This is a genomic window from Azospirillum canadense (genome assembly GCF_025961225.1).
GTDB classification, from domain to species: Bacteria; Pseudomonadota; Alphaproteobacteria; order Azospirillales; family Azospirillaceae; genus Azospirillum; species Azospirillum canadense.
Genome location: NZ_JAOQNG010000007.1, coordinates 757,382 through 774,359 on the forward strand (window position 1 = coordinate 757,382; position 16,978 = coordinate 774,359).

The window sequence follows — 16,978 nt, forward strand, 5'->3', positions numbered from 1 at the left end:
AGCCCTATTAGAGGTTATCGCCTGCACGACAACAACGACGCCAGAACGCCAGTTTCTGCCAATCCGATGCTTCAAACGGCCAAAGGACTTCCCGCGTTGCTTGCTGCGGTGCTGCGGGCACGCCGGTGCTCAATCGCTCCCTGGCGCGCTATCCGACGCAACCTTCTGGAGCCTTCCTTGGGCCATCCACCGCTTCAGAGAGGGCGAACATGCAACCCTGAGGTCCGTGTAGGCCTCAACCAGATCGTCGAGGCTGAAGCTGCGGTTGAGTCCGCTGGGGTTTGGCAGAATCCACACGGCAGCACCGCAGAAGCGGGAGGGTTGTGGTCCCCAACCGACCTTGTTGCCTTCGATCGCCTCGTACGCAGCCTTTCCCAGGAATGCGATGGTCTCGGGGCGGAAGTGCTCCATCTTGGCGCGGAGCGCCTCTCCGGAGTTGTGGAACTCGTGAAGCTGGAGTTCGCCGGCGCTGCGCGTGGGGCGCGGGACGGCGGCGGTGATGCCGCAACCGAATGCGAGCAAACGGCGGTCTTCTTCCGCCGGAATCCTCGTGGGCGTGAAGCCGGACAGGTGAAGGACGCGCCAGAAGCGATTGGACGCCGATCCGAAATTGTGGCCGGAGGCCGCCGCCTGTGTGCTGGGATTTATGCCGCAAAAGACGACCGGAAGGTCCGGGGCCAGAATGTCGACGTATGAGAGGTCCATCGGTGTTTGCCGGAATCATTCTGATTGTCGTGACGATTGGCCAATTCCGCGCCCCATTCAAAGCTCGATGCGCGGCGGAGTCATCGGATTGGGCGGTGGACGGCGCAGCAGCAGCACCAGCAGAGGTGCCAGTGCCAGCACCCAGGCAACGATCCAGAAGCCGTCGATATAGGCGAGCACATAGGCTTCGCGCTGCACGAACCGCCCGGCCGCGGCGATGCCCTGGCTGTTTTCCAGCCCGAGATTGTTGGCGCGTTGGCCGTAGATGTTCGAGAGCGCGGTCACGATGCGGTCCACGATGTCGGAGCCGGAACTCAGATGTTGCCCGATCAGGTTCGAGTAAATCTGCTCCCGCACCCGCAAGAAGGTTTGGATGAAGGCCGTTCCCATCTCGATCCCCAGCAGCCGGGCGGTCTGGATCGTCGCCGCGATGGCCGCGGCCTGAGGTGGCGTGATGTTCGAGACCGCGAAGGTGATGAGCGACGTGATGCCGATCGCCAAGCCCACCGCCTCGACGATCTGGGAAGGGAGAAAGTCGCCGCTCGCCCAGTCGTGAGTCAAGCCCGTGTCCATCCAGCTTCCGATCGCGATCAGGGCAAAGCCGATGCTGAGCAGGAGACGCGAGTCGATCCGGCGAAGCGCCAGCACCACCAGCGGAACGATCAGGAACTGCGGCAGGGCGATCCAGTTCAGCACGTCGCCGATCTGCAACGCCCGCAAACCCTGGATGCGCGTCAGATAGTCCGGCAGAACAAAGGCCGTGGCCTGGGAACCGAAGCCGTAGATGCCGATCAGCAGGGCCGGAACGGCGACGTTCGCCTGGGCCAGCACCGGCAGGTGGATCAGCGGGTGTTTGACGGTCGCCTCGTTGACGAGAAAGGCGGCGACCAGCACGAGGCCACCCGCCAGGCAGCCGGCGACGACACCGGAATTCAGCCAATCGAGGCGGTTCGCCTGGTCCAGCCCCACATAGATCAGCCCGAAACCCAGGCCGGCGAACATAACGGCGCCCCAATCGGTGCGGCGCAGCAGGTCGCGATTGATGCCCTCGCGCGGCACCGCCCACAGGATGATCAGGGCCATGACGGGCGTCAGCACGACGTTCTGCCAGAAAATCCACTGCCAATGGCCGGTCTCCGAATACCAGGATTCGAGAGACGCGGCGACGTTTTGGGAGAATACGAAACGGAAGGCGTAGGCGGCGATGCCCCAGATCCACCAGCGCGGCGCCAGGCTGCGCAGGATGAAGCCAAGCGCGGCGGGGATGAAGGTGCCAACCGAGAGGCCGCGGACGATCTGCAAGGCGATGATCACCTCGCGGTCGGTCGTGAAGGGCAGCAGCAGCGACGACACAGTGAAGATCGCACTGGCCCACAGCAGGAAACGCCGGGTGCCGACGACCAGGCTGAGCCAGGCCGCGCTCGGCGCGACGACCATTTGGCTGGCGGAGAAGGCCGTCGTCAACCAGGCCCCCTCATCGAAGCCAAGGCCAAGCCCGCCACGAATGTCGGCAAGGCCGAAGGTGGTGGCCCGCGTGTTCAGCGTCGAGATGAAGGCTCCCAGCAACACCGCCGCAACGCCGGCCAAGGGACGCCGGCAGGGCAATCCGGCCGCCGCGGGTCTCGGGATGCGGGCTCCCGCTGACTCCGAGGCGACGGTCATGGCGCCACCGGCGCGCTGTCGGTCAGGATCGTCGCGATCGCCGACATGCCGGGACGCAGTCGGCCGGCGAGCGGGCTTCCGGGATCGAGCCGGATCTTGACCGGAATGCGCTGCACGACCTTGGTGAAGTTGCCGGTGGCGTTGTCCGGCGGCAGCAGGCTGAACTGCGATCCGCTGGCCGGGGCGACGCTGTCGACACGACCGGTGACGACCGTTCCGGGGAAGGTGTCGATGGTGACTTCCGCCTTCTGGCCGATCGCCACGCGGGTCAGTTGGGTTTCCTTGTAGTTCGCATTCACCCAGACATTGTCCAGCGGGACCACGGCGATGACCTGGGTGCCGGGACGCAGATATTGTCCCGCGCGAACGCCGCGCTCGCCCACCATGCCTTCCACCGGCGCGACGATCCGGGTGTAACCGAGATTGGTCCTGGCAAGTTCGAGCGCAGCTTTCTTGGCCTTGGCGTCGGCCCGGAGTTGCTCTTCCTGGGTATCAAGCACACCCATCTGCCGGCGCTGGCCTTCAAGTTCGGCCTCGTTGCGCGCGAGGATGGCCTCGAAGCGCTTCTCGTCGGCAAGGGCCTGCTCCACCTTCTGGGCTGTGCCGTAGGTGGTCCCCAGCAAGGTTTTCTGGCGGCTCAGCTCCAATCGGGTGCGGTCGACATCGGCGCGGGTCGTGTCGATGACGCTTTGGGCCTGATCGATCTCGGCGTGTTGCAGGGCCTTGCGCGCCTTCAGATTCCGAATGGCCGCATCCGCGCCCAGCACATCCGCCTCGGCCTGGTCGACCCGCGCCTGGTAATCCTGGTCGTCGATCTCGACCAGCAGGTCTCCGGCCTTGACGAGCTGGAAGTCGGCCACGGCCACGCGGCGGACATAGCCTTCGACGTGGGCGCTGAGGGGGGTGATGTCGCTGCGCACATAAGCGTTGTCCGTGGTCTGGCGGCTCGCCTGACCGACCCAGACATCCCAGCGCGTGATGAACAGCGCGACGATGCCACCCGTGATGACGAGGATCGCCAACCGAAGAAGCCAGGCCCCCACCCGATGCCGCGGCTCGGCCGATCTCGTGCCGGGGCCGCGATCGGTGGCGGGCGGCGGTTGCCCGGAAACAACCGGCGGTCCGGAAGGAAGTGGATCCGTGGTTGGTGACTGAACGTCCATCCGAACCCTCCGTTGCGAGGTTCATCGTGGCGCCGTACCAGGGTCGAGCCGCGAACCAAATCCTTGCCGTAGCAGAAGCGCGGGGCGGCCATGGCGGTCAGCAAGATCGCATCGGCCAGATATATGGCCCAAACGCGGTTTACGGCCACCGCCAAACCGACCGTCCGCCGGGCGGGTTGCCCATGGTTGCGCGCGGCGCGTGACAGGACGACCTGCCGATCCCGACCCGCCGGTCTCGCCGGGCTCATGTCAGGCACCCATCTTGGACCGGTAGGCTTGTCGAGGCTCCCCCTCGCCAGGACGGGGTTCGCGACCGGAAACCGGAGCAGCAGGATGGACGAGGATGAGATTCGAGAGGCATTGAACCGCCATTGGGCAGCCTCGGACGCAAACGACTTCGAGGTTGAGCACGACATATACCGGGAGGATGCGCTGCTCGAATACCCGCAGTCGGGCGAACGGATCAGGGGCCGGCGCAACATACAGGCCTCGCGCGCCGCGCAGCCGAATTCAAAGCGTTTCAAGGTGCGCCGCATCGTCGGCGCGGGCGACCTGTGGGTCACGGAATTCATCCTGGAATATGATGGCCGCCCGTCCTATTCGGTGAGCGTCATGGAGTTTGCGGACGGCAAGGTGGCCCGTGAGACCCAGTACTTCGCGGACCCGTTCGAGCCCGGACCTTCGCGCGCGCGTTGGGTTGAGCGCACGGCGTAAAACCGGCAAGGCAGGGCCGCGCCCGTGTGGGGATCGGTTGGTGTGATGGGCATGGTCAGCCCGCATTGGCCGATACTCCGCAGATGACGCCCACCGCCTTGCGCGCGGTCTCCGTGAGTTCGGCACGGGGCGCACCGGCACGGGCGCGGATCGCGAGGGAGTGAAGCAGGGCGGATGCCAACACCGCGAGCGCCGCGGGATCGGCATCGCCGTTCAGTTCTCCTTTCTCGCGCGCCAAGCGGAAACGCGCTTCGAAATCGGCATCGAGGGCACGGAGTCCGTCCGCGAGAAGGCTTCGGATTTCAGGATCGTCGACCGCCTCGGTGGTGGCGGTTCCGACCGCGAAGCAGCCGCGCGGCAGGGCGACGCCCGAATAGTAAAGCGCCAGCTGCCCCTCATAGGCGCGCATCAGGGCCTCGCCCAAGGTCCCGTCGCCGTCCGCCAGCGCATCGCGCAGGGCGGTAAGGCTGAGCTGCCAATACGACGCGAGCGCCTTGAGGTAGAGCGCGTGCTTGTCGCCGAACGCCGCGTAGAGGCTCGGCCGGTTCATGCCGGTCGCGGCGCTGATCTCGTCGAGCGACGTGCAGGAATATCCGCTTTTCCAGAACTTGTCCGTTGCCCGTTGCAACGCTTCGTCCGGGTCATAGGCGCGCGGCCGGCCTCGGCCCTTCGGCCCTGGAGGTGTGTTTTGTACCATGTCGCATAAAAATCCTTGACGGGAAATTCCGCGCGATCATATTTGTACGCATCGGTACAAAATTCAACGGCCATGAGGCCCACCATGCAGTCCGATGTCGCATCAACCGTCGGCCCGATGACGTCCGACAGCGCAGTCCACGACGTCGATGGGACGCGGCTCGCCGAACTCGGATCCGAGTTCAACCGCGCGCTCAACCGTCCTGCGCGCGACGCGGTACCAAAGAGGACGTTGCGGGAGCGCCTTCGCCGCCCGCTGATGATCGCCTTCCCGGTCATTCTGGCCGTCGCCGGCGCGGCGTATTGCGTGGCTGAGGAGCCTTACGTCTCGACCGACGACGCCTTCATCCGCGCGGCGAAGGAGTCGATCAACGCCCGGGTTGCCGGCCAGGTGGTCGAAATCGCCGTCGTGGACAACCAGCGCGTCCGGCGGGGCCAGGTCCTGTTCCGCCTCGATCCCGCGCCGTACGAGATTGCGGTCGATCATGCCGAGGCGCAGGTCGGCAGCGCGCGGCTTCAGATCGATGCCCTCAAGGCCACCTACCGCCAGCAGCTGGCGGACCTGCAATCCGCCAGGGATTCCGCGGATTTCAACGAGCGCGAGTATGGCCGCAAGAAGGCGCTCGTCGCCTCCGATTGGGCGCCGCGCTCGGCCTATGAGCGAGCCCAGACCGACCTCAAGGTTGCCCGTCAGCGCATCGCGTCGATCGAACAGCAGGTCGCCAACACCGTGGTCGCGTTGAATGGCAATCCCAACATCGACGTCGATCGCCACCCATCGGTTCGTGCAGCCAGGGCCCAGCTGAACCGTGCCCAGCTCGACCTGTCCTACGCGACCGTGACGGCTCCCGACGACGGGATCGTGACCAAGGTCGACGAGTTGCAGGTCGGCGACTTCGTCAATCCCGGCGCCTCCGTGTTCTCGCTTCTGTCGAGCCGGCGCATCTGGATCGAAGCGAATTTCCGGGAGACCGGCCTGAGCCACATGCGTCCGGGGCAGGAGGCGGACGTCGATGTCGACGTTTATCCGGACCGCACCTTCAAGGCGCACGTCGTCAGCATGAGCCCGGGCACGGGATCCGACTTCGCGGTCCTGCCGCCCGAGAACGCGACCGGCAACTGGGTCAAGGTCGTCCAGCGCCTGCCGGTGCGCCTTGAGCTTGACGAGATCGATCCGGATCGGCCGCTGTTTTCCGGGATCAGCGCCAACGTGCGGGTCGACACCGGACACCGCGGTGCCTGGGGCCAAAAATTCGTGGGGTGGCGTGCGACGGAGGACGCCAAATGATGGCCGCACCCACGTCGGGCGCACCGGCCGGAGGCCATCGCGCGATCACGGTCGCGGCGCTGGTGGCGACCTACATGCAGGCGGTCAACATCTCGCTGCCCAACGCGGCCTTGCTCCACATCCAGGGCACGCTGTCGATGGCCGACGACGAGGCCGGCTGGGTGTTCTCCTGGTACATTGCGGCGAGCCTCATCACCATGCCGATGACGCGCTGGCTCGCGGGCCGCTACGGCCGAAAGACCGTCTATCAGGTCTCGATCGCCGTCTTCGCTCTCGGCCTCATACTCAGCACCTATGCGACGACTTCGATGCAATTCGTCGCCACGCGCGTCATCCAGGGTGGTGCCAGCGGCCCCCTCGCCCCGCTGTCGATGGCGATTCTGCTCGACGTGCTGCCGCCGCCGCGGCACGCCCGCATCAGTCTGGTGTGGACCGTCACGCTGGTGCTGGGCATCGTCAGCGGTCCCGGCATCGGCGGCTGGCTGGGCGAACACTATGGCTGGCCCTCGATCTTCCATGCCGGCCTGCCCGTCGCGGGGTTCATCGCCCTGGTGATCGCGCTCTCGCTTCCCGAGAAGAGGAATGAGCGGAACCCGCCCTTCGACTTCTTCGGTTTGGCGACCTTCTCACTCGGGATGATCGGCTTGCAGATGATGCTGGATCGCGGCGAGCGCCTGGAGTGGTTCCATTCGGTCGAGATTTGGGCGGAGGCGATTGCCTCGGTGATGGGCTTCTACCTGTATCTCGTGCACGTGCTGACGACGAAGGATCATTTCCTCAGCAAGGCGCTGTTCAAGGACCGCAACTTCGTCCTTTCCATGATCATGTACTTCGCGTTCGGCTTCGTCCTGCTGCCGACCATGGCCTTGACGTCGCCGATGCTGGATGAACTGCTCGGCTACCCGGCCGACACCACCGGCTACATGACGATCCCGCGCGGCGTCGCGCTCGTGGGGGCGATGCTCCTGGCAGGGCGCGTTCCGGCGCGCGTCGACAACCGGCTGCTCGTGGTCGGCGGAATGGCCCTCGTCGTCTATGCCAACTGGAGGATGCTCGGCTATTCACCCGCGATGGACTGGTGGCCGGTTGTCATGGCGGGCGCGCTCCAGGGCGCCGGTCTCGGCATGCTGATGCCGGCGCTCACCAAGGCGGCGTTCAGCACCCTCGACCCGGCGTTCCGGCCGGAAGGCACGGTGCTTTTCAATCTGTCGCGCCTGTATGGCAGCACCATCGGCATCGCGTTGGTCCAGATATTTTTCCACGAGAACACCCAGGCCATGCACGTGGCGTTGGCAAAGAACCTGACGCCCTTCCGCGACGCCGCGCATGTCACGGAATCGATCGCGGGGCCGGGGCTTGCCGCGCTCAACCACATGGTCACCGGGCAGGCGGCTTTCGTTGGGGTCATCAGCCAGTTCGAGGTCATGATGATCGCAATGCTGTTCGTGAGCCCGCTTGTCCTGTTTCTCCACAAGCCCCGCCCGGCCAACTGATGCGGTTTTCTGGCGCGGTTTTGCTCCTTCGAACCCGGCCGCGGCTGACGCGGCCACCAGCCTCCGACAAAGGAGTACAGGCATGACAACCCGCGATGCGCTTCGCCACACGAGGATTCCTCTCGCCCATGGAACCGGCGCCATTCCCGCCGTCGGGTTCGGCACGCTGATCCCCGATCCCCTCGCCACGAAGCAGGCGACCATGACCGCGCTGGAGGTGGGATTTCGGCATTTCGACTGTGCGGAACGCTACCGCAACGAAGAAGCGGTCGGTGATGCGATGCAGGCGTCGATCAAGGCGGGAACGGTTCGCCGGGAGGACCTGTTCGTCACCACGAAGCTGTGGAACACCAACCATCGTCCGGAGCGGGTCAAGCCGGCCTTCGAGGCCAGCCGCCGCCGGCTGCAGATCGACGACATCGATTGCTACCTCATCCACACTCCCTTCGCCTTTCAACCCGGCGAGGAGCAAGATCCGAGGGACGAGCATGGTCAGGTGATCTACGATTCCGGAGTGACGCTGGCCGAGACGTGGCAAGCGCTGGAACGCCTCGTGGACGAGGGGCAGTGCAAGGCCATCGGCCTGTCGGACATCACGTTGGAAAAGCTTCGGGAAATCGTTGCGGTCGCGCGGATCAAGCCAGCCGCGGTGCAAGTCGAATCCCATCCGTATCTCCCTGAATGGGAACTGCTGGAGTTCTGTCGGGAGCAGGGGATTGTGCTGCTGGCCTTTGCCGCCCTGGGGCACGGCCTGGATCCGAAGGTGTTGGATGACCCCGTGATCACGTCCATCGCGCGGCGCGTGCACAAGACGCCTGCCCAGGTCGCGCTTTCCTGGGCGGTGCAGCGCGGCACCGCTTTTCTGACCACCTCGACCAAGCCCCGCAACATCCGGGAGAACTTTGACATTTCGACCCTGCCGGACGACGCCATGCAGGAGATTCGGGACAGCATAACGACAAGCGTGCGCTTCAACACCGTGGTGAAGACCGGGGTGCCGGGCTTCATTCCGCGGGTCCGTTAGCCGGTGCGGCCGGTGGCGGTTTGATATCCGGGTTTCTGCCAAACATTTGGAACGATGCTATGCGCGTGGCGTTGCTCGCCTTTCCCGGGGTTCAGCTGTTGGACGTCGTGGGGCCACTCGATGTGTTTGCCGAAGCCGGCCGCCAGCTTGGCGACCCGAACGCCTACACGACCCAGGTGATCGGCCTCTCGCCGGCCCCCATCATCGGTTCCTCGGGGTTGCGGCTTCTTCCGGACCGCACGATCGAGGATCCCGATGAAGGCGCCATCGACACGCTGCTCGTTGCCGGTGGCCCCACAATTCAGGATTACCCGCGCGAACCCACCGTGCAGAAGTGGTTGAAACGGCAGGCCGCGACGGCGCGACGCTACGGTTCGGTGTGTTCCGGGGCTTTCGTGCTCGGGGCTGCCGGGCTTCTCGATGGCCATCGCGTGACCACGCACTGGCGGGTTGCCGACGAACTCGCCACGGCCTTTCCCGAGGCGACGGTCGAGCCCGATTGCATCTTCGTGTGCGACGGCCCCCTGTACACATCCGCCGGCGTGACGGCGGGTATGGATTTGGCGCTTGCGCTGGTGGAGGAAGATTGGGGGCGCCCGCTGGCACTGGCGGTTGCGCGCGAGTTGGTGATGTTTCTGAAGCGTCCCGGCGGACAGTCGCAGTTCAGTGCCCATTTGGCCGCTCAATCGTCGGAGCGCTCGGCCATCCAGGCGGTGCAGGCGTGGGTGCTGGACAATCTGACGGGCGATCTGGCCGTCAACGCGCTGGCGAAGCGGGCGAACATGAGCGCTCGCAATTTCGCCCGGGTGTTCCGCCTGGAAGCACACATGACTCCGGGAGACTTCGTGGAGGCGGCGCGGGTCGACGCGGCGCGGCGGATGCTCGAAGACACGGACACACCGTTGCAGCGTGTTGCCGCCCGATGCGGGTTTGGCAACACCAACGCCTTGCGCCGTGCGTTCTTGCGGCGGTTGCAGGTTACACCCGGCGAATACCGCCGACGTTTCGAGGACGTCGCGACCGATGTTCGGCAAACGACGCCAAGGGGAAAGGTACCGCGAACCTCGCTTTCGACCGGCATGGCGGTGGCGTCCCGGGTCGAGTGGATGCCTTCCGATGGGCATCGCCGCGGCGTGGCCCCATATCGTGAATCACTGGTGGCCGCATGCTCTGACTGAGGTGTTTGAGGAGTATTCACATGAACGGCGCTGAACTGCTGGTATCGGCATTGGAGTGCGAGGGTGTGGAGCAGGTCTTCGGCGTGCCCGGCGAGGAAAACCTTGCCGTCGTCGAGGCGCTGCGGCGTTCGTCGATCAAACTGGTGCTGACCCGCCACGAGCAGGCGGCCGCCTTCATGGCGGCGACGCACGGGAGGCTGACCGGCCGGGCCGGTGTCTGCCTGGCCACGCTCGGCCCCGGCGCGCTCAACCTTGCCACCGGCGCCGCCTACGGTCTGCTCGGGGCGATGCCCATGATCCTGCTCACCGGCCAGAAGGGGATTTTGAGCCGCAAGCAGGCACGCTTCCAGGTCGTGGACATGGTCTCGACGATGACGCCGCTGACCAAGATGGCGCGCCAGATCGTCAGCCCCGCGACCATCCCGGCGCTCGTCCGCGAGGCCTTCCGGGTGGCCCAGCAGGAGCGGCCGGGGCCGGTCCTGCTCGAACTGCCGGAGGACATCGCCAGCGAGGCCGCGCCGGCGCTCGCGCCGGTGCCGCCCCACCGGATCGACCCGCCGGTCGCCCCGCGGGAAGCGCTGGATCGGGCGGCCGATTTGATCCGCAAGGCGGAGCGGCCGCTGATCATGCTGGGCGCCGCGGCGAACCGGCCGCGTCTGGCGCAGGCGCTGTCGGAGTTCGTCAAGCGCGTGCAGATCCCATTCGTCAACACGCAGATGGGCAAGGGGGCGGTCTCCGGCGGCTCCGGGCTCTACCTTGGCACCGCCGCCCTCTCGGAGCGCGACTATGTGCACCGGGCGATCGACCAGGCCGATCTGATCGTGTCGATCGGCCACGACACGGTGGAAAAGCCCCCGTTCCTGATGGGTCCCAAGGGCCCCACGGTCCTGCATGTCGGCTATCTGCCGGCCACGGTCGAGGAGGTGTTTTTCCCGCACGCCGAGCTGGTGGGCGACGTCGGGCCGAGCCTCGGCCTGCTGGCCGACCGGCTCGAAGGCAAGCTGCCCCGGGCGGGCGCGCTGCTTGGCCTGCGCGAGGGGATCCTCGCCCGGATCGCCGACCGGGCGGAGGAGAGCCGGTATCCGCTGACCCCGCAACGCATCGTGCACGACGTGCGGCAGGTGATGCCGGAGGACGGCATCGTCTGCCTCGACAACGGCATGTACAAGATCTGGTTCGCCCGCAACTACCGCACCCGGGTCGCCAACACGCTGCTGCTCGACAACGCGTTGGCGACGATGGGGGCCGGTCTGCCCTCGGCCATGATGGCGGCCATGCTTCACCCGGCCAAGCGGGTCCTGGCGGTGTGCGGAGATGGCGGGTTCATGATGAACGCGCAGGAACTGGAGACGGCGGTCCGCCTCGGCCTCAACCTCGTGGTGCTGATCCTGCAGGACGACGCCTATGGGATGATCCGCTGGAAGCAGGCGGTCGACGGGTATGCCGACTTCGGCATGACCTTCGGCAATCCCGACTTCGTCACGTACGCCCGGGCCTACGGCCTGCCGGGCCGCCGGGTCGAGGACGCCGACGGCTTGGCGCCGGCGCTGGAGGCGGCCTTCGCCGACGGCGGCGTCCACCTCATCACGGTGCCGATCGATTATTCGGAAAACATGCGGGTCCTTGTCGACGAACTGCGCGACCATGCCTCAAAGAGTGGGGGTGAGAACGCTTGACGGTGCTCCGCGCCCGGCGCGATCGGGTCTCGTCACAGGTCGAGCGCGATGTCGCCCTTCGGCTGGCAGCAGCAGATCAGCACGTTGCCGTCGCCGGGCGGCTCGACCGGGTCGGGCAGATAGCCGACCGTCCCGGTCACGAGCCCTGTCTCGCAATTGTGGCAAACCCCGGATCGGCACGACCACCGGACGGGGACATCGCACGCCTCGGCAAGTTCGAGCAGGCTGTTGAACGCCGGATTCCAGGGGACACTGAGATTGCTCCGTGCGAACGACACCAGCGGCCCCGTGCCTGCGGGTCCGACCGGCAGGTGCGGCGGCACGTGGCGGGCCGCGGCCACACCCGGCGTCATGGATGGGGCCGATCCGAAAATCTCGCTGTGAACGCGGCTGGCGGCCACTCCCCAGGCTTGCAGGCCGGTGGTGAAGTCGGTCAGGAAGGCGGCCGGCCCGCACAGATAGAAATCGGCGTCGCGCGGCACGCCCAGTTCCTGGAGCACCTGCACCGTCAACCGCCCGGCGGCATCGTAATCGAGAACCGGCCGGTCCGCAGGACGTGGCAAGCTGTAGCGGACGTGGCTGTGGCTGCCGGGAAGGGCTGCAAGGAGCGTTCGCGTCTCCCCGGCAAACGGATGTTCCCGGCCGTCGCGGGCGCCGTAAATCCACCAGATCGTCCTCGGTGAAGCGGCGGCGGCCAAGGAGTGGAGCATGGCGAGCACCGGAGTGGCTCCGATCCCCGCACTCAGCAGGACGACGGGGCCATCGCCCGACGTCAGCGTGAAGCTGCCGCGCGGCGCGCTCACGTCGAGCACATCCCCGACCCGGACCTGGCTCTCGATGTAGGATCCGGCCGCACCATGCACCGCCCGCTGGATGCTCACACGGTAGCGGGCATCGCTCGGCTCGCCCGACAGCGAGTAGCTGCGCAGGAGAACCGGCGCATCGGGCGCCGGCCTCAGCCGCAGCAAGACGAACTGGCCCGGCAGCGCCAGCGCCAGCGGCCGCCCGTCGGTGGGTTCCAGCGTCAGCGAGGTCACGCGGCTGCTTTCACTGGTCTTGCGCGATACCCGCAACGGGCGGAACCCCGCCCACGCCGGAGGTGGCCCGGCGGAAGGAGCGAGCCCGGGATTGCCCGTCGCCGTGCCACCCCCCTGCGCGCGCTCCAGCAGCGCCTGGAGGGAGCCGCGCCAGCCCGCGCTCAGCGCAGGAATGCGCAGCGCCCGCTCCAGCTGGTTTCCGGGATGCCCGGGCTTGTACAACAGCGCGTTGATCTCGGAGACCGTCATGCGCTCGGGATCCGCGGCGACCTGCACAATCTCGTCGCCTGCTTCGACTTCTCCCTCCTCAAGAACGCGAAGGTAGAAGCCGGGTCTGCCGTGCGCGACGAGCAGCGCGGGCATCCGCGGCTCGTTCATGCGGATGCCGACCCGATAGCAGGTGACGCGCGGCTGCGTCACCTCGAACACCGCCGTCCCGATCCTGTAGCGATCACCGATGCACACCTCATCGTCGGGCAGTCCGTCGACGGTGAAATTCTCGCCGAACTGCCCGTAACCGAAGTCGCCCCGGCCAAGCTGGCTTTGCCAATAGCGGTAAGAACCAATCTGATAGACAAAGACGGCCCGATGCTCGCCGCCATGTCCCTTCAAGTCCCCTTGACCGTCGCCGTCGATGTTGAGGCGCCGCACCATGCGCCGGCCTTGAACAGGCGTCTTCCAGACTGCGGTGTGGACCGTTCTTCCCTGCCACGCGATGTCGCGCGGCAGACCCACATTGACCGAAAGCAGACGCGCCATCGCTCACCTCTCCCGCGCTCCACACATCGTTGTTTGTTGCGCAGCCCCGCTTTGCTGGAGATCGTCCCCGAACAAGCATGTCCAAAGAAACCGGGAAGGCAGTGCCCGTCTTGTGATGATATCAACGAAGTGAATTGAGTGATGTTTTCGACAACGGACGAGGATCGGCGACAGGCCGCGTCCCATGGCATGTAGCGTCCCATAGGGCAGCGTCAAGTCCGCAGCGGCATGGCAGAAGGGGCTGGGCACGGGGCCGCCATGGCGACGCGGCGACCGTCCGAATTTGAATCCGTGGGGGCGAAAAATGGCCAGCGCCTCCGGGGGGCGGGGTGGGGTGGAAGGCGCTGGCCCAAGGTCGGCACGGCGAGCGATCTGAACGCCGCGTCTCACCCACGCGCTGATCGCATCGTTGCGGTTCGGCGAGAGAACCCAGGATTCATTATTTTCATCGCGACGGCAATCGCGAGAGAACGTCAAATACGGCCAAAGATCTGGCCGTTCCGGCCAACAAACGGGGCTGGCCGAGAACGCGTGTCATTTGGCCGTTTGCGGCGCTCCTGTCCAATTGATGGCAAGGGCGCGGTCTGCACAATGGCGGCCAACATTGCCTCGTCGCAGGAGATCCTCATGCTTCTGGCTTACATGCTTGAAAAGTTTGTCCAGCGCGGCCGCCTTACCGTGATCGATGCCTTTGGGCAAACGCGGCGTTTCGGTGGTGGCCCGGGTCCGGTTGCGACGATCAGGCTGCATGACGAGGCGCTGCACCGCCGGCTGTTCCTGAATCCGCAGCTTGCCGTCGGCGAAGCGTATATGGACGGGACACTCACCGTGGAAGAAGGGTCGCTGTATGATTTCCTGGCCCTCGCTATGAGCAATCTCGCGACACCTCCGCGCTCGATATTCACTCCTCTGTGGAGCGGATTCGGCACGCTGTTCCGCCGTTGGCACCAGCACAACCCGGTCGGACGGTCCATGCGGAACGTGGCGCATCATTACGATCTGTCGGACGATCTCTACGCGCTGTTTCTTGACTCGGACCGGCAGTACTCATGCGCTTATTTTGAGAACTCTGACGATGACCTGGAGGTGGCGCAGCTGCGCAAGAAGCGCCACATCGCGGCCAAGCTACGGCTGGAGCCTGGCATGCGGGTGCTCGACATTGGCTCCGGCTGGGGCGGCCTCGCATTGTATTTGGCACGGGAGACGGGAGTCGAAGTGACGGGGCTGACGCTTTCCGTCGAACAGCACAAGGTCGCGACGGAGCGCGCCCGGATCGCCGGCCTCGCTGATCGGGTGCGCTTCCATTTGCGCGATTATCGTGAGGATGCCGGCCAATACGACCGGATCGTTTCGGTGGGCATGTTCGAGCATGTTGGTGTCGGCCACTTCCAAGCCTTTTTCAATACGGTGCATCATCTGCTCGCCAAGGATGGCGTCGCCATGCCGCACGCCATCGGCCGCTTTGAGTCCCCGGGGACCACCAACGCTTGGCTGCGCAAATACATTTTCCCCGGCGGCTATGCGCCGGCGCTGTCCGAGGTTCTGGCACCGGTCGAGCGAGCCGGCTTGTGTGTGACCGACGTCGAAATTCTGCGCCTGCATTATGCATTTACGTTGAGGCACTGGCGCGAACGTTTCATGGCCCGCTGGAATGACGCCAAGGCGTTGTACGATGAACGTTTTTGCCGGATGTGGGAATTCTATCTGACCGGGTGCGAGGTCAGTTTCCGGGTCGGCGGCATGATGGTCTTCCAAATCCAGATGGCCAAGGCGGTGGACGCTGTGCCAATCACCCGCGGCTACATGGACGCATGGGAACGGGCGCATCCGTTGCCGGCGCGGCCCCGGATCTGATCGCCGTCTGAACGACAGGATCCCTGCCATGGACCGCAACACTTGGCGCCGTCTTCCTGCTGGGCGCTGCCTCGGTCGCGCCCCCGTTGTTCAAGAAGCCAGAGCATCTGATCTGATACCGAAGGCACATGGCGCAGCCATGTGCGAAAGGGTCATATGGCCGGCCGATCATGGAACTGTTCATGCGCCGGCCTTATGAGTGCGGGTGCGCGCACTGAGGCGTGGTGTTCGCGCGGAAATCCGGAGGGATGCCATGAAATACACGCTCAGCCGTTTCGCGATTGTTCCCGCCCGGCCGATTGACCGGGGTGGGTTCCATCCGCCACGTGCTCCCGCGTCGGTCCTGGATGTGGTGGAATGGCTGACGGGGGATGATTGCCACGCGATGGAAGAGGCTGCATTCATCGCCGGGCTCGGCCAGCGGCTGCGGGCGATTGGGCTGCCCATCGACCGGCTGACGCTCCACCTGCGCACGCTGCATCCGGAGATCATGGGGCGCACCGTGGCCTGGGCCCCGAACGAACCCGTGGAGATTCACGACCGGGAGCATGGGATCGCGGCGTCCGCCGGGTTCCTCGGCAGCCCGGCGCGCCAAGCGATGGAGACGGGAAGAGCGGTGCTGGTGCGGCTGGACGGTTCGGCGGGCCCGCCTTGGCCCCTGGACGTCTTTGCCGGGCGGGGTCTTGTCGAACTGCTGACCATGCCGCTCCACACCACCGACGGACCGGTCAGCGCCGCCGGCTTCGGCACGGTGCGGCCGAGCGGCTTTTCCGCCGCCGACCGCGCCGCCCTGGACCGGATTCTCCCCGCGCTGCGCAACAGCTGCGAACTGCGCACGCTGCGTCAGGTCGAACTGACGCTGCTGGACACCTACGTCGGTCCCGGATCGGCCCGGCGCATTCTGGCCGGGCACATCCAGCGCGGCCAAGTCGAATCGCTGCGGACAGCGCTGATGCTGTGCGATATGCGCGGCTTCACGGACCTGTCGAACCGTTTGCCGAGCGTCCGCGTGCTGGAGTTGCTGAACCTCTATTTCGACCAGGCGCTGCCGGCGGTGGCGGAGGCCGGGGGTGAGGTCCTGAAGTTCATGGGCGATGCTGTCCTGGCCTTTTTTCCCGGCGACCAGCCGGAAGCGGCCTGCGCGATGGCGCTGCGGGCGGCCGAGGCGGTCTGCACCCGCCTCGCCCCTTTCGCCGCCACCGACCCGCCGCTCGCCGCGACCATCGCCCTGCATTACGGGGAGGTGAGTTACGGCAACATCGGCTCGGGCCGACGGCTGGACTTCACGCTGATCGGGCCTGATGTGAATTTGGTCCACCGCATTCAGACGGTGGGCAGCCGGATGAGCCAGCCGCTGCTGATGTCCCGCCGCTTCGCGGAACTGCTGCCGGCCGATCGAACCATATTGGCCGGAACCTACGCGCTGAAAGGGTTTGCCGAGCCCGTTGAACTGTACAAAGAGAGGGCATAGCGCCGAACGTCACACTGGGCTTGTCCCCTGCAACGGAACCGCCGGTAGCCGTGCGCGAACCGGTCCGGGCGTTCGGTGGCCGCAGTCGAAGGACCGTGCGGGCCGTGCACCGGCGAGCTGGCGCAAAAGCCGCCGGACCCGGAAATCCGACGGGCCGCTTGTTGCCGCTCTTGCCGGACGCCGGTCAACCGCACTATTCCCAGGCGAGCATGCTCACCGGACTCGTGAGGTCCGAGAGCGGTGCCCGGACAAGCCAGC

General features: G+C 65.9%; 13 protein-coding genes. 8 read left to right on the forward strand and 5 right to left on the reverse strand.

Annotation, left to right across the window (positions count from 1 at the left end; genetic code table 11):
- Window positions 1-129 precede the first annotated feature (129 nt).
- The 3 genes from mug to M2351_RS31175 are packed head-to-tail and all read right to left on the reverse strand — an operon-like array spanning window position 130 to window position 3,530.
- Window positions 130-705 carry a G/U mismatch-specific DNA glycosylase gene (gene mug, locus M2351_RS31165; protein ID WP_264659897.1) on the reverse strand — a complete coding sequence of 192 codons (576 nt, stop codon included), beginning with the start codon at window positions 703-705 and terminating at the stop codon, window positions 130-132.
- Window positions 706-762: 57 nt separating this feature from the next.
- Entirely contained in the window at window positions 763-2,367 is a 1,605-nt protein-coding gene (locus M2351_RS31170; RefSeq protein ID WP_264659898.1) for an MFS transporter, read from the reverse strand.
- The gene (locus M2351_RS31175; protein WP_264659899.1) at window positions 2,364-3,530 is read right to left on the reverse strand and encodes an HlyD family secretion protein; all 1,167 of its coding nucleotides are present in this window, start codon (window positions 3,528-3,530) and stop codon (window positions 2,364-2,366) included. The genes M2351_RS31170 and M2351_RS31175 overlap by 4 nt, the downstream gene beginning before the upstream one ends.
- A 333-nt stretch (window positions 3,531-3,863) precedes the next feature.
- Here M2351_RS31175 and M2351_RS31180 point away from each other — a divergent pair, with 333 nt between their 5' ends.
- Complete coding sequence (locus tag M2351_RS31180; protein WP_264659900.1) at window positions 3,864-4,244, forward strand: nuclear transport factor 2 family protein; 381 nt, start codon at window positions 3,864-3,866, stop codon at window positions 4,242-4,244.
- A 55-nt stretch (window positions 4,245-4,299) separates the two neighbouring features.
- Here the strand turns inward: M2351_RS31180 and M2351_RS31185 are convergent, their stop codons facing one another.
- Window positions 4,300-4,941, reverse strand: a complete 642-nt coding sequence (locus M2351_RS31185) for a TetR/AcrR family transcriptional regulator (RefSeq protein WP_264659901.1) — start codon at window positions 4,939-4,941, stop codon at window positions 4,300-4,302.
- A gap of 84 nt (window positions 4,942-5,025) precedes the next feature.
- On the opposite strand from M2351_RS31185, the gene M2351_RS31190 reads away from it, so the two are divergent.
- The 5 genes from M2351_RS31190 (at window position 5,026) to M2351_RS31210 (ending at window position 11,599) form a co-directional block, all read left to right on the forward strand.
- Window positions 5,026-6,228: an HlyD family secretion protein gene (locus M2351_RS31190; RefSeq protein WP_264659902.1), complete on the forward strand. Its 1,203-nt coding sequence runs from the start codon at window positions 5,026-5,028 to the stop codon at window positions 6,226-6,228.
- Complete coding sequence (locus M2351_RS31195; protein WP_264659903.1) at window positions 6,225-7,721, forward strand: DHA2 family efflux MFS transporter permease subunit; 1,497 nt, start codon at window positions 6,225-6,227, stop codon at window positions 7,719-7,721. Before M2351_RS31190 ends, M2351_RS31195 begins: the two co-directional genes overlap by 4 nt.
- A 202-nt stretch (window positions 7,722-7,923) precedes the next feature.
- Window positions 7,924-8,745 (forward strand): aldo/keto reductase, encoded by an 822-nt coding sequence (locus M2351_RS31200; RefSeq protein WP_264659904.1) that lies wholly within the window; start codon window positions 7,924-7,926, stop codon window positions 8,743-8,745.
- A gap of 65 nt (window positions 8,746-8,810) precedes the next feature.
- Window positions 8,811-9,923 (forward strand): GlxA family transcriptional regulator, encoded by a 1,113-nt coding sequence (locus tag M2351_RS31205; protein ID WP_406567456.1) that lies wholly within the window; start codon window positions 8,811-8,813, stop codon window positions 9,921-9,923.
- 20 nt (window positions 9,924-9,943) lie between these two features.
- Window positions 9,944-11,599, forward strand: a complete 1,656-nt coding sequence (locus M2351_RS31210; protein WP_264659906.1) for an acetolactate synthase large subunit — start codon at window positions 9,944-9,946, stop codon at window positions 11,597-11,599.
- Window positions 11,600-11,631: 32 nt separating this feature from the next.
- Here M2351_RS31210 and M2351_RS31215 read toward each other — a convergent pair whose 3' ends face one another.
- Window positions 11,632-13,395 carry an MOSC and FAD-binding oxidoreductase domain-containing protein gene (locus M2351_RS31215; protein WP_264659907.1) on the reverse strand — a complete coding sequence of 588 codons (1,764 nt, stop codon included), beginning with the start codon at window positions 13,393-13,395 and terminating at the stop codon, window positions 11,632-11,634.
- Window positions 13,396-14,022: 627 nt separating this feature from the next.
- Here M2351_RS31215 and M2351_RS31220 point away from each other — a divergent pair.
- Together M2351_RS31220 and M2351_RS31225 are read left to right on the forward strand one after the other, a co-directional pair.
- A complete protein-coding gene (locus M2351_RS31220) occupies window positions 14,023-15,249 on the forward strand; it encodes an SAM-dependent methyltransferase (protein ID WP_264659908.1) in 1,227 nt (408 codons plus the stop codon).
- Window positions 15,250-15,502: 253 nt separating this feature from the next.
- Entirely contained in the window at window positions 15,503-16,720 is a 1,218-nt protein-coding gene (locus M2351_RS31225) for an adenylate/guanylate cyclase domain-containing protein (protein ID WP_264659909.1), read from the forward strand.
- The last annotated feature ends 258 nt before the right edge of the window (window positions 16,721-16,978 follow it).

Coding starts and splice junctions, on each gene's coding strand:
- M2351_RS31170 (WP_264659898.1), bottom strand. CDS start 2,367: ATGACCGTCGCCTCGGAGTCAGCGGGAGCCCGCATCCCGAGACCCGCG.
- M2351_RS31220 (WP_264659908.1), top strand. CDS start 14,023: ATGCTTCTGGCTTACATGCTTGAAAAGTTTGTCCAGCGCGGCCGCCTT.
- M2351_RS31180 (WP_264659900.1), top strand. CDS start 3,864: ATGGACGAGGATGAGATTCGAGAGGCATTGAACCGCCATTGGGCAGCC.
- M2351_RS31225 (WP_264659909.1), top strand. CDS start 15,503: ATGAAATACACGCTCAGCCGTTTCGCGATTGTTCCCGCCCGGCCGATT.
- M2351_RS31215 (WP_264659907.1), bottom strand. CDS start 13,395: ATGGCGCGTCTGCTTTCGGTCAATGTGGGTCTGCCGCGCGACATCGCG.
- M2351_RS31175 (WP_264659899.1), bottom strand. CDS start 3,530: ATGGACGTTCAGTCACCAACCACGGATCCACTTCCTTCCGGACCGCCG.
- M2351_RS31210 (WP_264659906.1), top strand. CDS start 9,944: ATGAACGGCGCTGAACTGCTGGTATCGGCATTGGAGTGCGAGGGTGTG.
- mug (WP_264659897.1), bottom strand. CDS start 705: ATGGACCTCTCATACGTCGACATTCTGGCCCCGGACCTTCCGGTCGTC.
- M2351_RS31200 (WP_264659904.1), top strand. CDS start 7,924: ATGACCGCGCTGGAGGTGGGATTTCGGCATTTCGACTGTGCGGAACGC.
- M2351_RS31195 (WP_264659903.1), top strand. CDS start 6,225: ATGATGGCCGCACCCACGTCGGGCGCACCGGCCGGAGGCCATCGCGCG.
- M2351_RS31190 (WP_264659902.1), top strand. CDS start 5,026: ATGCAGTCCGATGTCGCATCAACCGTCGGCCCGATGACGTCCGACAGC.
- M2351_RS31185 (WP_264659901.1), bottom strand. CDS start 4,941: ATGGTACAAAACACACCTCCAGGGCCGAAGGGCCGAGGCCGGCCGCGC.